We start from the raw sequence: 22,773 nt of genomic DNA, 5'->3' as shown, positions 1-22,773 counted from the left end.
CGGAGGTTACTCCGCCGGTTTCAACTGACCGGTCCAGTCGAAGTCGCTCACCGAGATCACGCCCGACAGGATGATCCCTGCGATGATGCACCACAGCACCACCGACACACCGGTAGTGATCCACGCCTTTTTCTTCAGGTGATGCTCTTCCGGCGCGCCCGCATGGGTGCCCGGCACGATCTCACCCATGTCGCCTTGCGTCTTGACCCGGATGGGCAGCACCACAAGGAAGGTCATGAACCAGATGACGGCAAAGAGAACGAGTGCTGCGGTGATCGACATGGGCGCGTCTCCTGTTGCTCAGGCGGTCAGACCTGTTCGAGTTCGACCAGGCAGCCGTTGAAATCCTTGGGGTGCAGAAACAGCACCGGCTTGCCATGGGCGCCGATCTTGGGCTCGCCCGAGCCCAGCACGCGGGCACCGGTGTCCTTCAGGTGGTCACGGGCAGCGATGATATCCTCGACCTCATAGCACACATGGTGGATGCCGCCGGACGGGTTCTTGTCGAGGAAGCCCTGGATCGGGCTGTTCTCGCCCAGCGGATAGAGCAGTTCGATCTTGGTGTTGGGCAGTTCGATGAAGACGACGGTAACACCGTGATCGGGCTCAGCCTGCGGTGCGCCGACCTTGGCGCCCAGCGCGCTGCGATATTGCTCGGACGCCGCTTCCAGATCCGGAACGGCGATGGCGACATGGTTCAGGCGGCCGATCATTTGGGTCTCCTCTTTCCTCGGGCTGGCCCGGGTTATGGGGGCTGCCTTGACAAAGGGCAAGTGCGCCAAAGCGCCCATTAACCCGCTGTTAGCCAGATTTTCCTAGCGTCATGGGGTCTGCTGAAAGGAGCCCCGCCATGGATGATTCGGACCCGTTTGCCACTGCTCATCGCCTGCCCAACTCGACCCGGCCGCTGCTGGGCCTGACCATTCTCGTGGTCGAGGACAGCCGATACGCCTGCGAGGCGATGCGGCTTTTGTGTCTGCGCAGCGGGGCGCGCATCCGGCGGGCGGATTGCCTGAAATCGGCGCGCCGCCACCTGCAGCTCTACCGCCCGTCGGTGATCGTGGTTGATATGGGCCTGCCGGACGGCTCGGGCGCTGACCTGATCAGGGAAATGGCTGGTGCGAGCCCGCGCATCAGTGTCATCCTTGGCACATCGGGTGACGACTGTGCGCAAGAGGCCGCGATTGAGGCCGGTGCTGACGGGTTTCTGCCCAAGCCAGTGACGTCGCTGGCCACGTTTCAGGAGGTCATTCTGTCACTGCTGCCCGAAGACCGGCGCCCGTGCGGGCCGCGTGTCTTGCAGGATGAGGTGGTGCGGCCCGACCCGCTCGCCTATCAGGACGACATGGCCCATGTGGCCGATGTGCTGAGCGATCAGGAGGATGAAAAGGCATTGGATTATGTCGCCCAGTTTCTGAGCGGCGTGGCCCGGGCCGCCGACGATCACACGCTGGCGGCTGCGGCGGCAGGTCTGGCCCGGGCACGGGCGCGTGGTACTCCGGTCGCGGCGGATGCGGCCCGGGTGGCGGGGCTGGTGCAGGATCGGCTGGAACGGCGCAAGGCGATCTGAGATGGGTGAAGGCATCTTGGCGGCTACGGCCGCATTGGGGATCGGTTTGTATCTTCAGGCGAAGGTGGCCGCGCGAGCGATCCGCCGCAGCCGGGCCACCTGGAGGAACCCGATTGCGCGCGACCCTATCCTGCGGAGGGAGCCATAACGGCCCTTGAAGGCACCGCATTTTGGGCAACAGGACCGTGGTGGACAGCGGCTCGCAGTTTTGCTGAATGGATGCACCCAGACCATTGGGCTTGCCCGGCGAAAGGTTTCCAGCCGTGCGTTCAGATCCGGCCCCGGCACGTGGGTGCGATATGGCACAAAAGAAAACCGGCGCCCCGAGGGGACGCCGGTTCAAGAGGTTCGATCTGGTTTATTGATCCTGCGGGATCACGCGCAGGCCGAGTTCCATCAGCTGGTCCGAGGTTGGATCGGAGGGCGCGGCCATCATCAGGTCTTCGGCACGCTGGGTCATCGGGAACATGATGACCTCGCGGATGTTCACCGTGTCGGCCAGCAGCATCACGATGCGGTCGATACCAGCCGCGCAGCCGCCATGCGGCGGGGCGCCGAACTGGAAGGCGTTGACCATACCGCCGAAGCGCTTTTCGACCTCGTCCTTGCCGTAGCCTGCAATCTCGAAGGCCTTGAACATGATCTCGGGCTTGTGGTTCCGGATCGCGCCCGACAGGATCTCGTAGCCGTTGCAGGCCAGATCGTACTGATAGCCCAGCACGTCCAGCGGATTGCCCTCCAGCGCCTCCATGCCACCCTGCGGCATCGAGAACGGGTTGTGCTCAAAGTCGATCTTGCCGGTTTCCTCGTCCTGTTCGTAGATCGGGAAATCGACGATCCAGGCAAAGGCGAAACGGTCTTTCTCAGTCAGGCCCAGTTCCTCGCCGATCACGTCGCGGGCCTTGCCTGCGACCTTTTCGAAGGCTTTCGGCTTGCCACCCAGGAAGAAGGCGGCATCGCCCACACCCAGCCCCAGCTGCTCGCGGATCGCCTCGGTGCGCTCGGGGCCGATGTTCTTGGCCAGCGGTCCGGCGGCCTCCATGCCCTCACCCTGATCGCGCCAGAAGATGTAGCCCATGCCGGGCAGGCCCTCTTTCTGGGCAAAGGCATTCATGCGGTCACAGAACTTGCGTGAGCCGCCGCTGGGCGCCGGAATGGCGCGAATTTCGGTGCCTTCCTGCTCAAGCAGCTTGGCGAAGATGGCGAACCCGGACCCGCGGAAATGCTCGGAGCAATCCTGCATCTTGATCGGGTTGCGCAGATCGGGTTTGTCGGTGCCGTACCAGAGGGCAGCGTCCTTGTACGAGATCTGCGGCCAGTCCTGATCGACCTTGCGGCCGCCACCGAACTCTTCGAACACGCCCGTCAGCACCGGCTGGATGGTGTCGAACACGTCCTGCTGCTCGACAAAGGACATCTCGAGGTCGAGCTGGTAGAAATCCGTGGGCGAACGGTCGGCGCGTGGGTCCTCGTCGCGGAAACAGGGCGCGATCTGGAAATAGCGGTCGAAACCCGAGACCATGATCAGCTGCTTGAACTGCTGCGGCGCCTGCGGCAGCGCGTAGAATCTGCCCGGATGCAGGCGCGAGGGCACGAGGAAGTCGCGCGCGCCTTCGGGGGATGAGGCCGTGATGATCGGGGTCTGGTACTCGCGGAAGTTCTGATCCCACATGCGCTTGCGCATCGAGGCCACCACGTCCGAGCGCAGGGTCATGTTCTGCTGCATCGCCTCGCGGCGCAGGTCGAGGTAGCGGTAGCGCAGGCGGGTTTCCTCGGGGTATTCCTGTTCGCCGAAGACCATCAGCGGCAGTTCGGCAGCCGAACCCAGCACCTCCAGCCCACGCGCATAGACCTCGATCTCGCCGGTCGGCAGCTTGGGGTTTACCAGATCGGCGGCGCGCGCCTTGACGGTGCCGTCGATGCGGATACACCACTCGGACCGGACCTTTTCCAGCTCGGCAAAGGCGGCGCTGTCGCCGTCGCACAGTACCTGGGTGATGCCGAAATGGTCGCGCAGGTCGATGAACAGGACGCCGCCGTGATCGCGCACCCGGTGGACCCAGCCGGACAGGCGAACGGTATCGCCAACATTGGCGGCGGTCAGATCAGCGCAGGTGTGGCTGCGATAGGCGTGCATCGGTCATATCCCTTCGGGCGGAGAATTCGTCGCGCCGATACACCGCGTGGCGCGCGGGAAGTCAAGGGAACTTGGGGGCTCAAAACGGCCTTTGCACGTTGCCTGAGTAGAAATAGACACCCAAGCCCACCGCAAACAGGATGTTTCCGGCGATTGCGTGCAGCAGGACGGCGTAGAAGAACGAGCCGCGCCAGCGGTAGGCCCATGAGAACAGGAGCCCTCCGGCCAGCGTCATGGCGGCGACGATCCAGCTCCAGTACATCAGATGCGCAAAGGAAAAGAGGGCGGCGTTCAGAAGGTCCGCCGCGCGGCCTTGCGGCAGGATGGCGCCGTAGCGGCGGTAGAAGAGCGGGCGGAACAGCAGTTCCTGCGGCAGCGCCGAGACGAGCGGGTAGCCGAGCCAGATGACGGCCAGCAGTTCGGGTCGGTTCTGCAACAGGAAAAACGTGGCCTGCGGTTTCGTGGCGTAGATCACCGCGATGCAGAGGGCGGTCATGGCGGCAGAGAATCCCAGCACCTCGGCCCAGGACCAGTTGCGCCAGCCGTGACGCAGTTCGGCCCAGCGAAAGCCGTGGGTGAGGTGCAGCAGGATGATGCCCAGCCCGGTGAAGGCAAAGAGCGCCGGGAACATCCAGTCGGGCGGGAACAGGACCGCGATCAGCAGCGGGGCACCGATATAGAACAGCGCGAACTCGATCCGCAGGCGCAGGCGCGCGGGCCGCGTGGCGGGTATGGCCTGTACGTTCGTCAAACTGCCATCAACTCCGCCTTGATCAATCCACGCAACGAATTTCCTACATGAACAGATCGGGCTTTGGCGAGGTCCGTCAAGGTCAGGGGGGCCTCTGCGGCCTGATTTTGCTCCAGCAACTCCTCGCGCAAGATACCCGGCAACAGGCCCGCGCTGAGCGGCGGGGTCAGGTGGCCTTCGTCGGTTCCGATGAAGAGGTTGGTGATGGTGCCCTCGCACAGCTCGCCGCGTTCGTTGAGGAACAGCAGCTCGTCGATGCCGTCGGGCAGGTTGGAGCGGGCAGTGTCGTAGAGCGCGCGGCGAGTGGTCTTGTGGCGCAGCCACGGGTCGTCCGAGGCAAGGCGGGTTTCGGCGATGGCGACGCGCCAGAGCGGTGGCGTGTCGGTCAGCGGACCGGTGGTGAGGTCGAAGCCGCCCGAGGTGTCCAGCGTCAGGCGGCAGCGCAAGGCAGTGCCCTCTTCGGCCTCGTCCAGCTTGGCCTTTGCCCGGGCGGGATCGAACGGGATGTCCAGCGCCGCGGCCGAGCGGGCCATGCGCGCCAAGTGGCGGTCGCGGCGGGCAAAACCTTGTCCGGGGCGGTAGCCCAGCGTCTCGATCAGGCGGAAACCAGGCTCAGCTGGCGGGCAAAGCGCGCTTTCCATAGCGCCTCCTCATATTCCGATGCGGCGGTGCTGTCCCAGACCACGCCGCCGCCCACGTTGAGCGTGGCGCGGGTGCCTTCGGTCATCAAAGTACGGATCGCCACGTTGAACTCGGACCGGCCATCGGGGGCGGCCCAGCCGATGGTGCCGCAATAGATGTCGCGGGGCCAGGGTTCGAGATCGTTGAGGATCTCCATCGCGCGGATCTTGGGCGCGCCGGTGATCGAGCCGCAGGGGAAGAGTGCGGTCAGAATGTCCGACAGGCCTGCATCGGCGCGCAGTTGTGCCCGGACCAGCGAGACCATCTGATGCACGGTGGCGTAGGTTTCGACCTTGAAAAGCTCGGGCACCTTGACCGAACCCGGCACGGCGACGCGCGAGATATCGTTGCGCAGCAGGTCCACGATCATCAGGTTCTCGGCCCGGTTCTTTTCGTCGCGGGACAGGAAGGCGCGGCGGCGGGCGTCCTCGGAGGGATCGGCGCTGCGCGGCTGGGTGCCCTTCATCGGGCGGGTTTCGATCACGCCACCCGCGTCGGTGCGGAAGAACAGCTCGGGTGAGCGGCTGAGCAGGTCGGGGAGCCCCTGTTGCTGCACCAATGCGCCGTGGCCCACCGGCTGGCGCGCAGCAAGGGCGGCGTACAAAGCGGCGGCGTCGCCGGTGATGTTCAGATCAATGGGAAAGGTCAGGTTGGCCTGATAGATGTCCCCTGCCCCGATGGCGTCGTGCACGGCGGCAAAAGCGCGGGAATAACGCGCCTCGTCCCAGCGCGGGGCAAAACCGGTGATGCCCCCGGCCTCGGGCGGCAGGGCGCGGGTGGCCAGCGCATCGTAGACCCCGAAACACAGCAGAGGCAGGCGGCGGTTCGTGGGCATCCGCGCGGCCAGACGCGGCTCAAGCGCATAGCCGAGCTCGTAACTGGCATATCCGGCCAGCCACGCGCCATCGGCCCGCGCAGCATCCAGCGCCGCCAGCGCGCCCGGCACATCCGTTGCCGTATCGGCCCGGATAAGGCGTTCGGGACGGTGGAACCACGTCCCCGGCCCAGCCGGTCCCTGATCGAAACGAATACGCAATTGCATCCTCATTTGCCGTGAGGCAGCGATATAGTGGTTTCGGGCCCGAACGAAAGGGGGGAAAGCGGCAAATTCGCACCTGTTTCCGATCCCTCTTGCACCTTTTCGCGCGGTCCCTATAACGCAGGACAATTTGGGCGCTCGGTCGGCGCCCTCGACTCGCGACATCATAGGGATTTGGGCCATGCCGAAGAGAACCGACATCCAGTCGATCATGATCATTGGAGCGGGGCCGATTGTCATCGGGCAGGCCTGCGAGTTCGACTATTCCGGCGCACAGGCCTGCAAGGCGCTGCGGGAAGAGGGGTACCGGGTCATTCTGGTCAACTCGAACCCGGCGACGATCATGACCGACCCCGGTCTGGCCGACGCCACCTATATCGAACCGATCACGCCCGAGGTCGTCGCCAAGATCATCGAGAAGGAACGCCCTGACGCGCTGCTGCCCACCATGGGCGGGCAGACCGGCCTGAACACCTCGCTGGCGCTGGAAGAGATGGGTGTGCTGGAAAGGTTCGGGGTCGAGATGATCGGCGCCAAGCGCGATGCCATCGAAATGGCAGAGGACCGCAAGCTGTTTCGCGAGGCGATGGACCGGCTGGGTCTTGAGAACCCCAAGGCCACCATCGTGACCGCGCCCAAGCGTGAAGACGGATCCACCGATCTGGATGCGGGCGTGCAGATGGCGCTGGACGAGCTGGAGGAGATCGGCCTGCCCGCCATCATCCGCCCCGCCTTTACCTTGGGCGGCACCGGCGGCGGTGTGGCCTATAACCGCGAGGATTACATCCATTTCTGCCGCTCGGGCATGGATGCCTCGCCTGTGAACCAGATCCTCGTCGATGAAAGCCTGCTGGGCTGGAAGGAATACGAGATGGAGGTGGTGCGCGACACCGCCGACAACGCCATCATCGTCTGTTCCATCGAAAACGTAGACCCGATGGGCGTACATACCGGCGACTCGATCACCGTGGCCCCGGCCCTGACGCTGACCGACAAGGAGTACCAGATCATGCGCAACGGCTCGATTGCCGTTCTGCGCGAGATCGGGGTGGAGACCGGCGGCTCGAACGTGCAATGGGCGATCAACCCGGATGATGGCCGCATGGTCGTGATCGAGATGAACCCGCGCGTGTCGCGCTCCTCGGCGCTGGCCTCCAAGGCGACCGGTTTCCCGATTGCAAAGATCGCGGCCAAGCTGGCGGTGGGTTACACGCTGGACGAGCTGGACAACGACATCACCAAGGTGACGCCGGCGAGCTTTGAGCCGACTATCGACTATGTCGTCACCAAGATCCCGAAATTTGCCTTCGAGAAATTCCCCGGCTCCGAACCGCACCTGACCACGGCGATGAAATCGGTGGGCGAGGCCATGTCCATCGGCCGTACCATCCACGAATCGATGCAAAAGGCGCTGGCCTCGATGGAATCAGGCCTGACCGGGTTTGACGAGGTGGAAATCCCCGGTCTGAACGTGGGTGTCTGGGACGAGGCCGACGACAAGGCTGCCGTCATCAAGGCGATCAGCCAGCAGACCCCCGACCGGCTGCGCACCATCGCGCAGGCGATGCGGCACGGGCTGGCGGATGACGAGATCTTTGGCGTCACCAAGTTCGACCCGTGGTTCCTGGCTCGCATTCGCGAGATCGTCGAGGCCGAGCGGGCCCTGCGCAAAGACGGCCTGCCGGTGACCCAAGAGGGCCTGCGCGCACTCAAGATGCTGGGCTTTACCGATGCGCGTCTGGGCAAGCTGACCGGCCGCGACGAGGCCAACGTGCGCCGTGCGCGTCACAATCTGGGCGTGACGGCGGTGTTCAAGCGCATCGACACCTGCGCCGCCGAGTTCGAGGCGCAAACGCCCTATATGTACTCGACCTACGAGGCCCCGATGATGGGCGAGGTCGAATGCGAGGCGCGCCCGTCCGACCGCAAGAAAGTCGTCATTCTGGGTGGCGGCCCGAACCGGATCGGTCAGGGTATCGAGTTCGACTATTGCTGCTGTCACGCCTGTTTCGCGCTGACCGAGGCGGGGTACGAGACCATCATGGTCAACTGCAACCCCGAGACGGTTTCAACCGACTATGACACCTCGGACCGCCTGTATTTCGAGCCACTGACCTTCGAACACGTCATGGAAATCCTGACGAAGGAACAGGAAAACGGCACGCTGCATGGTGTGATCGTCCAGTTTGGGGGCCAGACCCCGTTGAAACTGGCCAATGCGCTTGAGGCCGAGGGTATCCCGATCCTGGGCACCACGCCGGACGCCATCGACCTGGCCGAGGACCGTGAGCGCTTCCAGGCACTGGTCAACGAACTGGGCCTGAAACAGCCCAAGAACGGTATCGCCGCGACCGACGAGCAAGCGCTGGAAATTGCCGAGGATATCGGCTTTCCACTGGTCATCCGCCCCTCTTACGTGCTGGGCGGCCGCGCGATGGAAATCGTGCGCGATATGGACCACCTGAAACGCTACATCAACGAGGCGGTGGTGGTTTCGGGCGACAGCCCCGTGTTGCTCGACAGCTATCTGGCCGGGGCGGTGGAACTGGATGTGGACGCGCTGTGCGATGGCACCGACGTGCATGTCGCCGGTATCATGCAGCATATCGAAGAGGCTGGCGTGCATTCCGGAGACTCAGCCTGTTCGCTGCCGCCCTATTCGCTGTCCAAGGAGATTCTGGCCGAGATCGAGGATCAGGCCTTCAAACTGGCCAAAGCGCTGAATGTCGTGGGTCTGATGAACGTGCAGTTCGCGATCAAGGATGACGAGGTTTACCTGATCGAGGTGAACCCGCGCGCCTCGCGCACGGTGCCGTTCGTGGCCAAGGCGACGGACAGCGCTATTGCCTCGATTGCCGCGCGCGTGATGGCGGGCGAGCCGCTGTCAAACTTCCCGATGCGCCCGCCCTATCAGGAAGGCAAGGACACCAAGATCGCCGATCAGATGACGCTGGCCGACCCGGACATGCCATGGTTCTCGGTCAAGGAGGCGGTGATGCCCTTTGCCCGCTTCCCCGGCGTCGATACCATCCTGGGCCCGGAAATGCGCTCGACCGGCGAGGTGATGGGATGGGACCGCGACTTTCCCCGCGCTTTCCTCAAGGCGCAGATGGGGGCAGGTATGGTACTGCCTTCGGGCGGTCACGCCTTTATCTCGATCAAGGATGCCGACAAGGGCGCGCTGATGCTGGAAGCCACGAAAGTGCTGGTGGAACAAGGCTTTACGCTGGTGGCCACACGCGGCACGCAAAGCTGGTTGAGCGGGCACGGGGTGCCCTGCGACGTTGTCAACAAGGTCTATGAGGGCCGCCCGGACGTGGTGGACATGCTCAAGGACGGGCAGGTGCAACTGTTGATGAACACCACCGAGGGCGCGCAGGCGGTCGAGGATAGCAAGGCCATCCGCTCGATCGCGCTTTATGACAAGATCCCCTATTTCACCACCGCTGCCGGTTCGCACGCCGCCGCGCTGGCGATCAAGGCGCAGGCCGAGGGGGATGTCGAGGTGAAATCGCTGCAGGGGTGAACCCCGGTTTCGATCTCAGGAAGCCCCGATATTTCATCGGGGCTTTTTTGCAGAAGGCTTTGCGCGGGTCTTTTCAGTCCTGGTTTGCCCCATCCACGCGAAGGAACACATAGGTTTTCTGCAAGGCGCTTTTGTCCTTGAGGGAGACCGAAACGGTGACCGGTCCTACGTGGTATCGCTGTAAGCGATAGAAGTCGGGGTGATTTACAGGCTGATCGTGTTCAACTCGGGCCCGGTCCGCGAAACAACGATGGAGCGTCCTGTCGAAAAAGGTGAACGCTTTCTCAGCCTCTGCCGCACGGTATGTAAACTCCCAGACACAGTGAAAGCCTCGCGACCCGCCTGGGGAGAAGAACGTCGCGCAGCTATCGGCTCCATCCAAGCGAAGTTGAGGCAATGACCCGACATCCCCGGCAAAGTTCGACTGAGCTTGTTCCAGCAGGGTATTCATGTCTGCACACACCCCGTCGGCCCGCCCACGCTCTGCAGGGAGGGCGATGAGTAGGGTCGTAAGCAGCGCAAATGTTGCCCCAAATGGGCTGGGCGTTGTTCGGACGCAAGGCATGCCGGTATCTCACAAGCTCCGCCGCACCCGGCGGCCATGTTGATGATCTTAGCGCATATTCTGATCGGAACGAAAAATACGCCTTCAGCCAAAAAAACGTTGGATGGAACCGACGAAAAATCGACAAATGACGCTGCAGCTTCATACTTTGCGGCGTGTCACTTACGTTCGCACCTTCCCTCGGGTTCCGGCCAGATGCATGATGCCGGCGTCCCGGCCAAGCGAGGTAACCCGTGAATCTCTACACCACATACGGCACCAATGATCTGGTTCGAGCGATCCGCTTTTACGACGCAGTATTCTCTGTCCTCGGACAGCCCCGTCTTCCCGGATGGACCGAAGGCTGGGCCGGATGGGGCACGGATTCGGACAACGGCACCGGGTTTTGGATATGCCGTCCCCTCGACGGCGCACCCGCCAGTGCAGGCAACGGCACGATGATCGCCTTCCCTGCCTGCGATGCCGCGCAGGTCCGGCGGTTTCATGCGGCAGGTCTCGAACATGGCGGCACCGACGAGGGTGGACCGGGTGTTCGGGACTTCTATGAACCGGATTTCTATGTCGCCTATCTGCGCGATCCGGATGGCAACAAAGTCTCCTGCTTTTACTTCCACTACGATCCCGCGAAAGATCTGGGCGGCTGAACCAGCCGTCGGATCACACGCCCGCGCACCGGCGATCAGGTCGCGTGCCGAGGGGAATGTCGCGTTGAAGTCACTGAAGGGACAAGTGGTGCCCAGCAAAATTCAGGGAGCTCAAGATACGCCCGGGGCAAACTTATTTGTTTGATTTCTGTCATCGAGCTGCGGGGCCGCCGACCGGCCCGCGATTGTGCCTACCAACTGACGTGTTTGGTTGACCTATGTGGGTGTTCGGTGAACATATTGAAAGGGAAGCACTTTATGAGAGATTTCCATGTTTTGGTCACGCCCGACAGTCTCGGACGACATGCGCGATTGGATCGCCGAGTGCTTTGATTGGTTCGACGCGAGGTTTGAGCCACCCAGCGTTCCGATTTTACCGACCAGAGAGTTCTTTTCGGCGCCTGGCGGGCAGGATGCGGCGACGGCCGAGTTGGTTCTGTTGGACATCAAGCGCCTCACCGGTATCGAGCGGCGGATCGAACTCATGCCACTCGATGTGCTCCCGGAAGAGTTACGCATCGACTATCACGCGTTGTCCGCAACTGCGGGAACGTTTCAGGAATCTGGAAATTCGGCGATCATCCAGTATGACCCTGAATTGATGAAGCGCCCCTTGTTGTTCATCAACACGATGGTGCACGAGGTAATGCACGCCCGATTGTCCGGCCTTGAACATGACATCCCCGGCGGCGCAGCTGTGCATGAGTTGGCAACCGATCTGGGATGCATCATTGCAGGATTCGGTGTCTTTCAGTTGCAGGCCGCCGACGATGCTGGCTGGACCGGTTACCTCAGGCAACCCTCACGCGCGCATGCTCTGGCGCTGTTTTTGAGACGACGTGAACTCGGGATCGAAGCCGTCGCAGCACATCTGTCACCGAGGTGCCGGAAACTGCTCAGACAGGCGATGAAGCAAATCTGAGCGGGGATGTCCGGAGTTCTCGGGTACCCAGAGCGGTCAAGGCCGTTCGAACGGCCTTGAATACCCGGTTTCGAAACCGGGTTGAAAGCGCCTTCGAAGGCGCTTTTTCAAGGCGCTTCGAAGCGCCTTTTTTCACAAGGGCCCACGGTCAGGCCATTTCCCGCCGCTCATCCCGTTTGAAGAACACAAGATAAAACACCGGGGCCGCGATCATGGTCAGGATGGTGGCGAAGGCCAGACCGCCCATGATGGTCACCGCCATCGAGACAAAGAACGCGTCCGTCAGCAGCGGCGCCATGCCCAGAATGGTGGTCACCGCTGCCAGCATCACCGGGCGCAGACGCGAGACCGAGGCCTCGACGATCGCCTCGCGCAAGGGCTTGCCGGTGGCGCGCACGAGGTCGATTTCCTCGACCAGCACGATGCCGTTCTTGATCAGCATGCCCGAGAGGCTGAGCAGCCCCAGCAGCGCGGTGAAGGTAAACGGCAGACCGGTGCCCAGAAGTCCAATCACCACGCCATTCACCGACATCGGCACCAAGAGCCAGATGATGATCGGCTGCCGGATCGCGTTGAACAGCAGCACCGAGATCAGCACCATGATCAACAGGCTGAGCGGCAGTTGCTTGCCGAGGGAGGCCTGCGCCTCGCCCGAATCCTCGAACTCGCCGCCCCATTCCATCTTGTAGCCCGGCGGCAGTTCCATCGCCTCGATGGCCGCGCGGACCTCGCCATGGACCTGTGCGGCGGTCATGTCAGGCGGGATGTCGGCACCGACGGTAATGGTCAGCACCCGGTCACGGCGGTGGACCAGCGTGTTGAGCGCCTCGTATTCGAACCCGTCCACCATCTGCTCGACTGGCACGAAGTTCTGCGCCTGATCGGAATAGACCACCTGATCGACCACGGAATAGGCGCCATCGGCTGGCCTGCGGATGATGATGGGGATCAGCCGATCCCGCTCGCGGAACACACCACCGGTGATACCGTCGGTCGAGAACAGCAGCGTATTGGCGATGTCGTCGCGGGTGACACCGGCGGTCTGGGCGCGTTCGGTCGCGTAGATCGGGCGTAGCGCCAGTTCCTGCTCGCGCCAGTCATTGCGCACGCCGATCACGTTCGCGGAGGCCTCGGCCATTCGCCGCTCGGCCTCTTTGGCCAATTGCCGCAGCACCACCGGGTCGCTGCCCGAAAACCGGGCCTGGATCGGATCGCCGCCGCCGGGGCCGAAGACCAGCCGCTTGGTGCGGAACTCGCCCTCAGGGAAACTGGCGGTGCCATAGGCCTCGAGATCGGCCTGCAGCGCCGGGATATCGTCCAGCGTTTCGGTGCGGATGATCATGTGCCCGTAGCTGGGGTTCGGGTTCTCGGCCGAATAGGTCAGCATGAAGCGTGTTGCCCCCTGCCCCACGAATGTGGCGACCGAGACCACGTCTTCGCGCTCCGTCAGCCACTCTTCGATCTGGGTCAGATCCTGCGAGGTGCGCGCGATGGGCGTGCCCTGCGGCAGCTTGTAGTGCACGAAGAACAGCGGCGTGTTCGAGTTGGGGAAGAACTGCTGTTTCATCAGGCCGAAGCCAGCAAAACAGGCCGCCGTGATACCCACAAGGCCGACGATGACCAGCCAGCGCAGTTTCAGCGCCTGCCGCAGCAGCGCGCCATAGGTCCGGAACAGCCATCCGCCGTATGCGTCCGCACCATCCGCATGGCCCTGTTTGAAGAAATAATGCCCCAGCAGCGGCGTGACGGTGATGGCCAGCACCCAGCTGAGCAGCAGCGAGATGGCGATGACGGCGAAGAGCGAGAACAGGAACTCGCCGGTCGCATCGGGGCTGAGGCCGATCCCGGCAAAGGCCATGATGCCGATCACGGTCGCGCCCAGCAGCGGGATCTGGGTTTTCGAGGCCGCGTCATCCGCCGCATCGCGCGAATTGCGTCCGCGCAGCATCGCGATCTGCATCCCCTCGGCCACCACGATGGCGTTGTCCACCAGCATCCCCATAGCGATGATCAGCGCGCCGAGAGAGATCCGCTCCATCTCGATGGAGAACAGCGCCATGAACAGCAGCGTACCCACAACCGTCAGCAGCAGGGTCGAGCCCACCACGATGGCGGCGCGCCAGCCCATGAAGATGCCCAGCACCGCCACCACGATGGCGACCGACATGGCGAGGTTGACGAGGAAATCGTTGCTGGCCTGCTCGACCACCACATGCTGCTGATAGATCGGCAGGATCTCGACGCCATAGGGAATGTCGCTGTCCAGCTCGGCCATCTTAGCATCGACCCGCTTGCCGACCTCGACGATGTTTTCGGTGGCCAGCCCGGCGACACCGAGGGTAAAGGCCTCGGTCCCGTCGAAGCGGATCATGATATCGGGGTCGTTCTGGCGGCCCCGGTACACGTTTGACATGTCGAAAAGGTTGATCACGTGACCTTGCGAACCCACCGACAGCCCGGCGATGGCCGAAACGCTGTCCGAGCCCTCGGCGGTCAGGATCGCGCTGCGGTTCCGATCCGAGCGCACCGAGCCGGAATCGTTGACCGAGTTGGCATTGGCAATCGCATCAGTGATGGATTGCAGCGGCACGTTCTGGTTCACCGACAAGGCCAGATCGGGTTCGACAAAGATCGCCTCATCCGGCAGGCCCTGCACCTCGACATCCGCCACGCCTTCGACGGTCAGCAGCTCACGCCGCAGGAACGTGGCCAATTCATGCTTTTCGGCGTCGCTGAAACCTTCGGCGGTGACCGCGTAGAACAGGCCGAACACATCTCCGAATCCGTCGTTCACATAGGGCGCGCTGACCCCCTGCGGCAGGCCACGGGAGGCGTCACGCACCTTGGCGCGCAGGCGGGTCCAGATGTCGGGCAACTCGCTGCCGTCGTAGGTCGATTTGATCTCGACCTCGATCAGCGACTGGCCCGGGCGGTTGGTCGAGGTGATCGTGTCCACCTCACCCATCTGCTGGATCGCCGATTCCAGTGGTTCGGACACTTCCAGCGCCACCTGTTCCGCCGTGGCGCCGGGGTACTGGGTGACGATGACGGCCTGTTTGATGGTAAAGGCCGGATCTTCGAGCCGCCCCAGCGAGAAGAACCCCCAGATTCCGCCAAAGAGCGCGATCAGGACGATCAGCCAAGTGTAGAGCGGTTTGTCGATAGATGCTCGCGCGATAGTCATCCGTCAGCCCTCAGTTCGCGAAACCGGCAAAGCGGCGCACCGCCTGCCCGTCTTCCAGCGCATTGCCGCCGGTCAGGACGATCTCGTCCCCGCCGGTGAGGCCCGACAGCACGCGGATGTCGCCCGATTGCGTCGGTTCGATCTCGACCGGTACCCGTTTCACCGTGCCCTCATCCGCGCCGGTCGGGGTAAAGATCATGACGGCGGTGTTGCCGCCTGCATCGGTGACGATGGCCGTGGGCGGCACGACGATGCCGCGCCGGTGGTCCTGCACTTGCACGTTGACGGTGACGGACGCACCCGGGAAAACCTGAAAATCCTCTGGCGGCGCGAAACCGAAATTGATGCGGAAGGTCTGACCAACACTTGAAGTTTCGGCGTCAAACTCTCGGATCTGCAGCGGAAAATGCTGATCGCTGGCCGGGAACTTGGCGGTGATGACCACGTCATCCTGCTGGCCCGCGCGCTGGAACAGGATCTCGGGCACATCCACCTCGATCCGCAGTTCCGACATGTCATGGATGCGCACGATGGGGGTTCCGGCGGACACGGTGCTGAACGCCTCGATCGTGCGGCGCGAGACTAGGGCATCGAAAGGCGCGGTCAGCGTGGCATGTTCCAAGGCATATTCGGCATCGCGCAGCTCGATGGCGGCAAGCTGGGCTGCGGTTTCCGCATCGTCCAGCGACACCTGGCTGACCGTGGTGCCCTTGAGCCGCGACAACCGCGCCACGGTGCGGTCGGCCTGTTCCTTTTGCAGACGGGCCCGGTCAAGCTGCAACTCGAACGGCTCCTGATCCAGGCGGGCGATCAGTTCGCCCTTGGGAATCACCACCCCTTCGTTCACCGGCATCTCAAGGATCTGGCCCGCGACCTGAAAGGCCAGATCGACAGTCTGGCGCGCGGCCACCTGGCCGAAGAACTGGCGCGAAAAGCCGGGGGTGGTTTCGCGCACCAGCATCAGTTTCACCGGTTTCGGCGCCTCCTGCGCCACGGCGGGAACGGCCAGCAGAGCCAGACCAAGGCTCAGAGCAGTGAGAATCTTCATTTCTTCAACCCCTCGGGAATACCTGTTTTCAGGATGTTGTCTCGGATCTTTCGGGCAAGCTGCGCGAATTGCGCAGTCTCGTGGGCGTCAAGGCCGGAGGCGCGGCGGAACATTTCGCCCGCCTCGGTGGCGATCATCTGGCGGGTCTGCTCGCCCTGTTCGGTAAGCACGAGTAGCCAGGCACGCCGGTCTTCGGGATCGCGCTGCCGGGTCAGATAGCCTGCGCTTTCCAGCGCGTCCGCCGTCGCGGTGATGGTCGACGGGGCCGCCAGCATGTCGCGCGCCAGAACACCCATGCGCTTGGGCCGGTCGAGCTTGATCAGCATGTGGCATTCGGGATGGGTCAGATCCGGTTCGGTGCTGAGCGCATCGATGCTCTCTTCCAGTTTCCAGTAGAGCGCATAGACCCCCATCATCGCCTGAATCTCGGGGCTCAGCCCGTCCATCACGAATGTATCGTCGTCTGCCATGCCTTAGTCCCATTCAAGATGGCGCGGTATATACTTCAGAAACTGAACTATTCAAGATGCGAAGCGGATTTTCTCTCATCACCGCCCCTTCCCTGGGGTAAACTGCCCTTGATCCGTTGTGGCGGCGCCTGCATTTTGGGCAAATCCGCTAATCGCCAGGAACCCGCCATGTATACCCCCGCCATCACCGGTACCGGTGTCTTCACCCCCGAGAACGTCATCACCAATGCCGAGCTGGTGACCGCCTTCAACGCCTATGCCGACCGGATGAACGCGCAGAATGCCGAGGCGATTGCCGCCGGAAAGATGGAGCCGATGCAGCACTCCTCGGAGGAGTTCATCGTCAAGGCATCAGGCATCGAGAACCGTTATGTGATGGACAAGACAGGAGTTCTGGACCCCGAGGTGATGTATCCGCGGCTGCGCCAGCGGTCTGACGATGAGCCGGGGATCATGACCGAGATGGCCGTCGATGCCTGCCGCAAGGCGCTGGAGCAGGCCGGGCGCACGCCCGAGGAGGTGGATCTGGTGATCTGTGCCGCCTCAAACCATGAACGCGCCTATCCGGCGGTGGCGGTCGAGATTCAGCAGGCGTTGGGGATCAAGGGATTCGGGTTCGACATGAACGTGGCCTGCTCGTCGGCCACGTTCGGAATTCAGGCGGCGGCGGATATGGTGCGCTCGGGCTCGGTCCGGGCGGCGCTGGTGGTGAACCCCGAGATCTGCTCGGGCCATCTGGAGTGGCGTGACCGCGATTGTCACTTCATTTTCGGTGACGTGGCCACGGCGACGCTGATCGAGCGGGTCGAAGACGCCAAGGGGCCGCATTTCGAGATCCTCTCGACCCGATGCGCCACCGAGTTTTCCAACAACATCCGAAACAACAACGGGTTTCTGCGCCGCTCGCGGCCCGACGGGCTGACGGACCGGCGCGATATGCAATTCATGCAGAACGGACGGAAAGTGTTCAAGGAAGTGCTGCCGATGGTCAGCAAGCACATTTCCGATCACATGAGGACCGAAGGGATCGCCAATACCGACCTCAAGCGCCTGTGGCTGCATCAGGCCAACAAGACCATGAACGATTTCATCGGCAAGAAGGTTCTGGGACGCGAGCCGGAGCCGAGTGAACAGCCCAACATCCTGCAGGATTACGCAAACACCTCGTCCGCAGGCTCGATCATCGCGTTTTCAAAGCATTCCGACGATCTGCAAGAGGGCGATCTGGGCCTGATCTGCTCATTCGGCGCAGGTTATTCGGTGGGTTCGGTCATCGTCCGGCGCCACGTCTGAGGCAGAGGCGGCTTCTGGGCTTGGGGAGGTCGCCCCTGCTCAGCCGCTTTCCTCTTCCAGGTGCAGTTTCATGTCGATCAGCACCTGCTGCAGCATCACGGTCTCTTTCAGCAGTCGCTTGGCCTCGTTCACGGTGATGATGCCATCCTCGATCGCCGCCTGATATTCAGTCATCAGCATCGCAAAACGCTGGCTAAGCGCGATGACGTCCGAATTGACGCCGCCCTTGCGCTCGTTTTCCTGCGAATTGCGCCCGTCATAGGACAGGGTTATGTTCTTGAGGTCGGCCAGCGCCGAGGTCACGTGCGGATAGGCCGACGCGTTTTCCAGCTTGGCCACCGCGTCGACCGGCATGAAACGATCCGTATGCTCCGCATTATCCGAGTAATACCTTCCTAACGTCGCTTTCGATTTGCCGGTAATCTCGCAGGCCGCTTCGATTCCCACATCCTTGACCAGTGCTTCGGTATGTTTTTTCAGATATGCGCCGACTTCGGCCATTTTCACCCCTTTTTTGCACCTGCGATATCTGTCCATCCCCCGCTATTGGGGAATGGACAAGGAATTTTCCCATTCCTGACTCATAAGGGAAATGTCATATGTTGGCCATCCCTCAGAGATGCAGGGATAAATTGAGTGAGTGGCGGCAGTCCATGCCGGTAATGAGTATCAGTGGGGCAGCATTGTTCGCTTCACGCATGTTCGGCCACGATGTGGCCATCGGCGTCGTTGTTGCGGAAGCGGGGAGACCATCCCCAAGGGCGCAAGCCCGGTCCCTGTGCCCGCAGCGACGGCGCCACCTGTATCCGCCATCTTGCCCGTCGCGGGCAGGCGTTCTAGACCGGCGCCATGGCTAAGCTCTACTTCAACTACTCGACCATGAATGCGGGAAAATCGACCGTGTTGCTGCAGGCCTCGCACAACTATCGTGAGCGGGGCATGGATACGTACCTGATGACCGCCGCCATCGACGGGCGCGCGGGCCAGGGGCGAATCGCCTCGCGCATCGGCATCGGCGCCGAGGCCGATACGTTTCGCCCGCAGGACGACGTGTTCGACATGATCGAGCAGCGGCTGGCACAGGGGCCAGTCGCCTGCGTGTTCGTGGATGAGGCGCAGTTTCTGTCCGACGAGCAGGTCTGGCAACTCGCCCGCGCGGTGGATGATCTGAACGTACCGGTTCTGGCCTATGGGCTGCGGGTGGATTTTCAGGGCCGGCTGTTCCCCGGTTCCGCCACGCTGCTGGCGCTGGCTGACGAGATGCGAGAGGTGCGCACGATCTGCAAATGCGGGCGCAAGGCGACGATGGTGATCCGCCAGGACGAGGCCGGAAACGCCATCACCGAAGGCGCCCAAGTGCAGATCGGCGGCAACGAGACCTATGTCTCCCTCTGCCGCAGGCACTGGCGCGAAGCCGTGGGGGAACAGCCGCCCACCGAGACAACCTGACCCACGGGGGCTCCCGCCCGCCGCGCGCGCATCAAAGATGCGCCCGGGGCCGTTGGGCCCGGCAGCGCGCGGGGCAAGCCCCGCGCGCTGTGAGCGGATGGTCAGCGCAGTTTTTATTGGGGATTTCGCGGCCACAGCGCGCCGCAGGCGCGCTGCCCGGCCCAACGGGAGGCGACGCATCTTTGGATGCGTCAGCGACGGGCGGGAGCGCCACGGCCCCGGATCAAGTGACCGCGTTGGGAGGCTGCTGTCCGGTCAGAAACGCCGCTACATTGTCGAGCGCCATGTGGCCCATGTTCGAGCGCACCTCTTCGGTCGCAGTCCCCAGATGCGGCAGCAGAGTCACGTTCTCCATCGCCCGCAGCGTCTCGGGCACTTCCGGCTCGAACTCATAGACGTCGAGCCCTGCCCCTGCGATCTCGCCTGCCTCAAGCGCCGTGATCAGGGCGGCCTGATCCACAACCTCGCCGCGTGCGATGTTGATCAGCAACGCCGAAGACTTCATCGCGGCCAAAACCTCCGCGCCGATCAGATGCCGGGTGTCCGCCCCGCCGGGCACGGCAAGAACCAGAAAGTCGACAGATGCGGCCAACTGGGTGAGACCGCTCGCGTACTCCGTCGGAAAATCCAACTCCTTCCGGCTGCGCGCCGGATAAGCGACCTGCATCCCGAACCCGAAATGGCACCGCCGCGCGATGGCTTGCCCGATCCGGCCCATGCCCACGATGCCAACCCGTTTACCGGTCACGTGATGGCCCAGCATCTGCGTCGGATGCCAACCCTCCCACCGGCCCGCACGCACCAGCCGCTCGCCCTCGCCCGCGCGCCGTGCCGTCATCAGCAACAGCGTCATCGCAACATCCGCCGTGGCATCGGTCACAGCCCCCGGCGTGTTGCTCACCAGCACCCCCGCAGCCTGCGCCGCATCCACGTCGATATGGTTGTAACCCACCCCGAAATTGGCCAGAAGTTTGCAGCGCGGCTGTGGCGCTGCGGCAAAAACCGAAGCCGAGAACATATCCCCCAGCGTCGGTACCACCACATCGAATTCGGTCAGCGCCCGGTGCATCTCAGCCGTACTGAGCGGCGCGTTACTCTCGCGAATCTCCACGTCGAACGCGGTGCGGGCACGCGCCTCGACCTCCGCCGTCATGGGCCGGGAAATCAACAGCTTCATCAGCGCATTCTCCCCCCGACGGGTACCTTGCCGTCCGGCCCGATCAACACGATCTCGCCATTGTCATCCGGCAGACCCAAGACCAGCACCTCGGACATGAACCGCCCGATCTGGCGCGGCGGAAAGTTGACCACCGCCATGACCTGTTTGCCGATCAGCGCCGCCGGATCGTAATGCGCGGTGATCTGGGCCGAGCTTTTACGCTCGCCGAACTCGTCACCGAAATCGATCCACAGCTTGATCGCGGGCTTGCGCGCCTCCGGATAGGGCTCGGCGCGGATCACCTCGCCCACACGGATATCGACCCTCAGGAAGTCATCGAACGAAATCTCAGCCACCGGACAACTCCTTTGAGCGGTTGGTCGCGGCAGCTACCGCACGGTTCAGCAGGTCGGGAAAACCTGTTTCGGGTTCCATCAGCACCTCCAGCGCCGCCTGCGTGGTGCCGTTGGGCGAGGTGACGTTGACGCGCAGCTGCCCCGGGCCTTCCTCCGCCGCTTCGGCCAGCGCCCCAGCACCGGCCACGGTGGCCTTGGCCAGCTGCATCGCCAGTTCAGGCGCAAGCCCCTGCGCCTCGCCGGCGGAGGCCAGCGTCTCGATCAGGTGGAACACGTAGGCAGGCCCCGAGCCGCTGACCCCGGTCACCGCATCCATCTGCGCCTCGCGCTCCAGCCGGACGGTCTGACCCACGGCGGCCAGCAACTCCTCGGCCAGTGTCACATCGTCTCCGGATGCATGAGCGTTGCCGATCAGCGCCGTGATCCCACGGCCGATGGCAGCAGGCGTGTTGGGCATGGCGCGCACGATCGGAGTGCCCGCACCCAGAACCTCTTCGAAAGTGGCGATCGAGGTGCCGGCGGCTACCGAGACGAACAACGTCCCACCACCGCCCAGCGCGGTCAGCACTGGCAACGCATCGCCCATCATCTGCGGTTTGACCGCCACCAAGACAATGGCCGGAGCCTCAGGCAGCGGCGCGTTCACATGCACGCCCTGCGCCTTGACCCAATCCGACGGGTAGGGATCGATGATCCAGACCGAACCGGTAGGCAGTCCGCTCTCAAGCCAGCCCGCCAGCATCGCCGAGCCCATCTTACCGCACCCCAGAAGCACCAGCCCCTGGCGTGCGATGCGCGACATGTCCATGATTGCCCCTCCCCGCGACTCAGGTCCGGGGCAAAGCTTTACGCGCGGCCGTAGGCCTCTGCAATGGCGACCTGCATCGCCTCCGCCGGGCTGCGGTTCCCCCACGTCACCAGCTGGATCGCCGGGTAGTAGCGCTCGGCGCTCAGCACCGCTGCGGTGATCATCGTGTCGATCTGCTCGGCACTGGCAACCTGACCACCCGCCAGCACCAGACCGTAGCGGTACACCATCAGCTTTTGCCCGCCCCAATAGGTGAAGGCGCCAGCCCAGCACTGATCGTTCATCGCGTTGAGCAACTCATAAAGCTGCGGCACCCGCTCTTCGGGCGGCTCCATCTCGAACGAACACACCATGCGCAGCGTCTCATCATAGCCGGACCAGGCCAAAGTGATGGAATATGTACGCCACTGCCCTTCGACCGCCATGGCGATCTGATCGTCCCCGATACGGTCGAAATCCCAGTCGTGGTGCTCTGCGAGATGTTCAACGATGTCGATCGGATGAATGTCTTCTTCCAGATACTGCTCGGAAAGGGCCATGATACCTACCTCACTGATCTCTAGCGGATCGGGGCTGGCAGCGCCCCAGCGCTAGTTGCCTGCTCTACAAGCCGGGTTCCCCCCGTGAGCTTGTACTATATATGGTGCGGTGTGGCGCCCTGTCTGACAACCCCCATTTTTGGGGATAACAGCAATAAGTTGTGGACAGAGGGCAACGTCACCCAAAATATCGCGGCACAATGCAGCTTCTTCTTGCAAAAAATACGCAAAGCGCCAGAATGCACCGCACCGCGCAGGTTGAGCGAATTGCGCGGCGCCTCAGCCAAAAGTCGGAATAAGAGCGGCGCGGCAGCGCCTCAATTGGATCACGCTGCGTGGATCAGTCGTCCAGCTTCGCCTCCAGCGCCGCAATCCGCGCCTCGAGCGCTGCATTCTCTTCGCGCGCCTTCTGCGCCATCGCGCGGACGGCGTCGAATTCCTCGCGGGTGACGAAGTCGCGGTCGGCCAGCCAGCGGTCGATCATCGACTTCATCGCCGTCTCGGCCTCGTCCCGCGCGCCCTGGGCCACGCCCATGGCATTGGTCATGAGCTGGGAAATATCGTCGAGGATCTTGTTGCGGGTCTGCATGTCACTACTCCGGATTCACGGTTGCCCCCTATATGGGTAACAA

Annotated in this window: 22 protein-coding genes; 6 read left to right on the top strand and 16 right to left on the bottom strand. The window is 63.1% G+C overall.

What is annotated here, in order from left to right:
• Positions 1-6: 6 nt before the first annotated feature.
• Positions 7-282, bottom strand: coding sequence for a DUF1467 family protein (locus GOX53_RS10910; RefSeq protein ID WP_171176168.1), 276 nt, complete (start codon positions 280-282; stop codon positions 7-9).
• A gap of 26 nt (positions 283-308) precedes the next feature.
• The gene (mce, locus tag GOX53_RS10905) at positions 309-713 is read right to left on the bottom strand and encodes a methylmalonyl-CoA epimerase (protein ID WP_171176166.1); all 405 of its coding nucleotides are present in this window, start codon (positions 711-713) and stop codon (positions 309-311) included.
• A 137-nt stretch (positions 714-850) separates the two neighbouring features.
• Here mce and GOX53_RS10900 point away from each other — a divergent pair, with 137 nt between their 5' ends.
• Positions 851-1,570 carry a response regulator gene (locus GOX53_RS10900; protein WP_171176164.1) on the top strand — a complete coding sequence of 240 codons (720 nt, stop codon included), beginning with the start codon at positions 851-853 and terminating at the stop codon, positions 1,568-1,570.
• 358 nt (positions 1,571-1,928) lie between these two features.
• Here GOX53_RS10900 and aspS read toward each other — a convergent pair whose 3' ends face one another.
• The 4 genes from aspS to GOX53_RS10880 all read right to left on the bottom strand — a co-directional run bounded on the left by aspS (position 1,929) and on the right by GOX53_RS10880 (position 6,181).
• Positions 1,929-3,707: an aspartate--tRNA ligase gene (gene aspS / locus GOX53_RS10895; RefSeq protein WP_171176162.1), complete on the bottom strand. Its 1,779-nt coding sequence runs from the start codon at positions 3,705-3,707 to the stop codon at positions 1,929-1,931.
• 79 nt (positions 3,708-3,786) lie between these two features.
• Entirely contained in the window at positions 3,787-4,458 is a 672-nt protein-coding gene (locus GOX53_RS10890) for a CPBP family intramembrane glutamic endopeptidase (RefSeq protein ID WP_254446531.1), read from the bottom strand.
• Positions 4,455-5,099, bottom strand: a complete 645-nt coding sequence (locus GOX53_RS10885) for an aminotransferase class IV family protein (protein WP_171176160.1) — start codon at positions 5,097-5,099, stop codon at positions 4,455-4,457. The genes GOX53_RS10890 and GOX53_RS10885 overlap by 4 nt, the downstream gene beginning before the upstream one ends.
• Positions 5,054-6,181: an aminodeoxychorismate synthase component I gene (locus tag GOX53_RS10880; RefSeq protein WP_171176159.1), complete on the bottom strand. Its 1,128-nt coding sequence runs from the start codon at positions 6,179-6,181 to the stop codon at positions 5,054-5,056. Before GOX53_RS10880 ends, GOX53_RS10885 begins: the two co-directional genes overlap by 46 nt.
• 178 nt (positions 6,182-6,359) lie before the next feature.
• Between GOX53_RS10880 and carB the strand changes: the two genes are divergently transcribed.
• Entirely contained in the window at positions 6,360-9,704 is a 3,345-nt protein-coding gene (gene carB, locus GOX53_RS10875; protein ID WP_171176157.1) for a carbamoyl-phosphate synthase large subunit, read from the top strand.
• 73 nt (positions 9,705-9,777) lie between these two features.
• Here carB and GOX53_RS10870 read toward each other — a convergent pair whose 3' ends face one another.
• Positions 9,778-10,155, bottom strand: coding sequence for a hypothetical protein (locus GOX53_RS10870; protein ID WP_171176155.1), 378 nt, complete (start codon positions 10,153-10,155; stop codon positions 9,778-9,780).
• Between the two features lie 347 nt (positions 10,156-10,502).
• Here GOX53_RS10870 and GOX53_RS10865 point away from each other — a divergent pair, with 347 nt between their 5' ends.
• Together GOX53_RS10865 and GOX53_RS10860 are read left to right on the top strand one after the other, a co-directional pair.
• Positions 10,503-10,913, top strand: a complete 411-nt coding sequence (locus tag GOX53_RS10865) for a VOC family protein (protein ID WP_171176153.1) — start codon at positions 10,503-10,505, stop codon at positions 10,911-10,913.
• A gap of 271 nt (positions 10,914-11,184) precedes the next feature.
• Entirely contained in the window at positions 11,185-11,835 is a 651-nt protein-coding gene (locus tag GOX53_RS10860; protein WP_171176151.1) for a hypothetical protein, read from the top strand.
• Between the two features lie 148 nt (positions 11,836-11,983).
• Here the strand turns inward: GOX53_RS10860 and GOX53_RS10855 are convergent, their stop codons facing one another.
• The 3 genes from GOX53_RS10855 to GOX53_RS10845 are packed head-to-tail and all read right to left on the bottom strand — an operon-like array spanning position 11,984 to position 16,537.
• Complete coding sequence (locus tag GOX53_RS10855; protein WP_171176149.1) at positions 11,984-15,019, bottom strand: efflux RND transporter permease subunit; 3,036 nt, start codon at positions 15,017-15,019, stop codon at positions 11,984-11,986.
• A gap of 10 nt (positions 15,020-15,029) precedes the next feature.
• The gene (locus tag GOX53_RS10850) at positions 15,030-16,067 is read right to left on the bottom strand and encodes an efflux RND transporter periplasmic adaptor subunit (protein WP_171176147.1); all 1,038 of its coding nucleotides are present in this window, start codon (positions 16,065-16,067) and stop codon (positions 15,030-15,032) included.
• Positions 16,064-16,537: a MarR family winged helix-turn-helix transcriptional regulator gene (locus tag GOX53_RS10845; RefSeq protein WP_254446530.1), complete on the bottom strand. Its 474-nt coding sequence runs from the start codon at positions 16,535-16,537 to the stop codon at positions 16,064-16,066. The genes GOX53_RS10850 and GOX53_RS10845 overlap by 4 nt, the downstream gene beginning before the upstream one ends.
• Positions 16,538-16,705: 168 nt before the next feature.
• On the opposite strand from GOX53_RS10845, the gene GOX53_RS10840 reads away from it, so the two are divergent.
• Entirely contained in the window at positions 16,706-17,830 is a 1,125-nt protein-coding gene (locus GOX53_RS10840) for a beta-ketoacyl-ACP synthase III (RefSeq protein WP_171176145.1), read from the top strand.
• A gap of 39 nt (positions 17,831-17,869) precedes the next feature.
• Here GOX53_RS10840 and GOX53_RS10835 read toward each other — a convergent pair whose 3' ends face one another.
• Positions 17,870-18,331: a hypothetical protein gene (locus tag GOX53_RS10835; protein ID WP_171176143.1), complete on the bottom strand. Its 462-nt coding sequence runs from the start codon at positions 18,329-18,331 to the stop codon at positions 17,870-17,872.
• A 348-nt stretch (positions 18,332-18,679) separates the two neighbouring features.
• Between GOX53_RS10835 and GOX53_RS10830 the strand changes: the two genes are divergently transcribed.
• Entirely contained in the window at positions 18,680-19,279 is a 600-nt protein-coding gene (locus GOX53_RS10830; RefSeq protein ID WP_171176141.1) for a thymidine kinase, read from the top strand.
• 223 nt (positions 19,280-19,502) lie between these two features.
• Here the strand turns inward: GOX53_RS10830 and GOX53_RS10825 are convergent, their stop codons facing one another.
• From GOX53_RS10825 to GOX53_RS10805, 5 genes are all read right to left on the bottom strand, one after another.
• Entirely contained in the window at positions 19,503-20,456 is a 954-nt protein-coding gene (locus GOX53_RS10825) for a D-glycerate dehydrogenase (protein WP_171176139.1), read from the bottom strand.
• Positions 20,456-20,794 (bottom strand): tRNA-binding protein, encoded by a 339-nt coding sequence (locus GOX53_RS10820; protein ID WP_171176137.1) that lies wholly within the window; start codon positions 20,792-20,794, stop codon positions 20,456-20,458. The genes GOX53_RS10825 and GOX53_RS10820 overlap by 1 nt, the downstream gene beginning before the upstream one ends.
• Entirely contained in the window at positions 20,787-21,602 is an 816-nt protein-coding gene (gene proC / locus GOX53_RS10815) for a pyrroline-5-carboxylate reductase (RefSeq protein ID WP_171176135.1), read from the bottom strand. Before proC ends, GOX53_RS10820 begins: the two co-directional genes overlap by 8 nt.
• Before the next feature lie 38 nt (positions 21,603-21,640).
• A complete protein-coding gene (locus GOX53_RS10810) occupies positions 21,641-22,141 on the bottom strand; it encodes a YbjN domain-containing protein (protein WP_171176133.1) in 501 nt (166 codons plus the stop codon).
• 340 nt (positions 22,142-22,481) lie between these two features.
• The gene (locus GOX53_RS10805) at positions 22,482-22,730 is read right to left on the bottom strand and encodes an accessory factor UbiK family protein (protein WP_171176131.1); all 249 of its coding nucleotides are present in this window, start codon (positions 22,728-22,730) and stop codon (positions 22,482-22,484) included.
• Positions 22,731-22,773 lie beyond the last annotated feature (43 nt).

The sequence above is a fragment of the Ruegeria sp. HKCCD8929 genome (assembly GCF_013031405.1).
In the GTDB taxonomy this organism is placed as follows: Bacteria; Pseudomonadota; Alphaproteobacteria; order Rhodobacterales; family Rhodobacteraceae; genus Ruegeria.
The sequence above is the reverse complement of the archived record's forward strand: the minus strand, read 5'-3'. Positions and strand labels throughout refer to the sequence as shown.

Bases quoted from the DNA above. Each gene is read 5' to 3' on its own strand.
- GOX53_RS10910 (WP_171176168.1), bottom strand. From the start codon at position 282: ATGTCGATCACCGCAGCACTCGTTCTCTTTGCCGTCATCTGGTTCATG.
- mce (WP_171176166.1), bottom strand. From the start codon at position 713: ATGATCGGCCGCCTGAACCATGTCGCCATCGCCGTTCCGGATCTGGAA.
- GOX53_RS10900 (WP_171176164.1), top strand. From the start codon at position 851: ATGGATGATTCGGACCCGTTTGCCACTGCTCATCGCCTGCCCAACTCG.
- aspS (WP_171176162.1), bottom strand. From the start codon at position 3,707: ATGCACGCCTATCGCAGCCACACCTGCGCTGATCTGACCGCCGCCAAT.
- GOX53_RS10885 (WP_171176160.1), bottom strand. From the start codon at position 5,099: ATGGAAAGCGCGCTTTGCCCGCCAGCTGAGCCTGGTTTCCGCCTGATC.
- GOX53_RS10880 (WP_171176159.1), bottom strand. From the start codon at position 6,181: ATGCAATTGCGTATTCGTTTCGATCAGGGACCGGCTGGGCCGGGGACG.
- carB (WP_171176157.1), top strand. From the start codon at position 6,360: ATGCCGAAGAGAACCGACATCCAGTCGATCATGATCATTGGAGCGGGG.
- GOX53_RS10870 (WP_171176155.1), bottom strand. From the start codon at position 10,155: ATGAATACCCTGCTGGAACAAGCTCAGTCGAACTTTGCCGGGGATGTC.
- GOX53_RS10860 (WP_171176151.1), top strand. From the start codon at position 11,185: ATGTTTTGGTCACGCCCGACAGTCTCGGACGACATGCGCGATTGGATC.
- GOX53_RS10855 (WP_171176149.1), bottom strand. From the start codon at position 15,019: ATGACTATCGCGCGAGCATCTATCGACAAACCGCTCTACACTTGGCTG.
- GOX53_RS10850 (WP_171176147.1), bottom strand. From the start codon at position 16,067: ATGAAGATTCTCACTGCTCTGAGCCTTGGTCTGGCTCTGCTGGCCGTT.
- GOX53_RS10845 (WP_254446530.1), bottom strand. From the start codon at position 16,537: ATGGCAGACGACGATACATTCGTGATGGACGGGCTGAGCCCCGAGATT.
- GOX53_RS10840 (WP_171176145.1), top strand. From the start codon at position 16,706: ATGTATACCCCCGCCATCACCGGTACCGGTGTCTTCACCCCCGAGAAC.
- GOX53_RS10835 (WP_171176143.1), bottom strand. From the start codon at position 18,331: ATGGCCGAAGTCGGCGCATATCTGAAAAAACATACCGAAGCACTGGTC.
- GOX53_RS10830 (WP_171176141.1), top strand. From the start codon at position 18,680: ATGGCTAAGCTCTACTTCAACTACTCGACCATGAATGCGGGAAAATCG.
- GOX53_RS10825 (WP_171176139.1), bottom strand. From the start codon at position 20,456: ATGAAGCTGTTGATTTCCCGGCCCATGACGGCGGAGGTCGAGGCGCGT.
- proC (WP_171176135.1), bottom strand. From the start codon at position 21,602: ATGGACATGTCGCGCATCGCACGCCAGGGGCTGGTGCTTCTGGGGTGC.
- GOX53_RS10810 (WP_171176133.1), bottom strand. From the start codon at position 22,141: ATGGCCCTTTCCGAGCAGTATCTGGAAGAAGACATTCATCCGATCGAC.
- GOX53_RS10805 (WP_171176131.1), bottom strand. From the start codon at position 22,730: ATGCAGACCCGCAACAAGATCCTCGACGATATTTCCCAGCTCATGACC.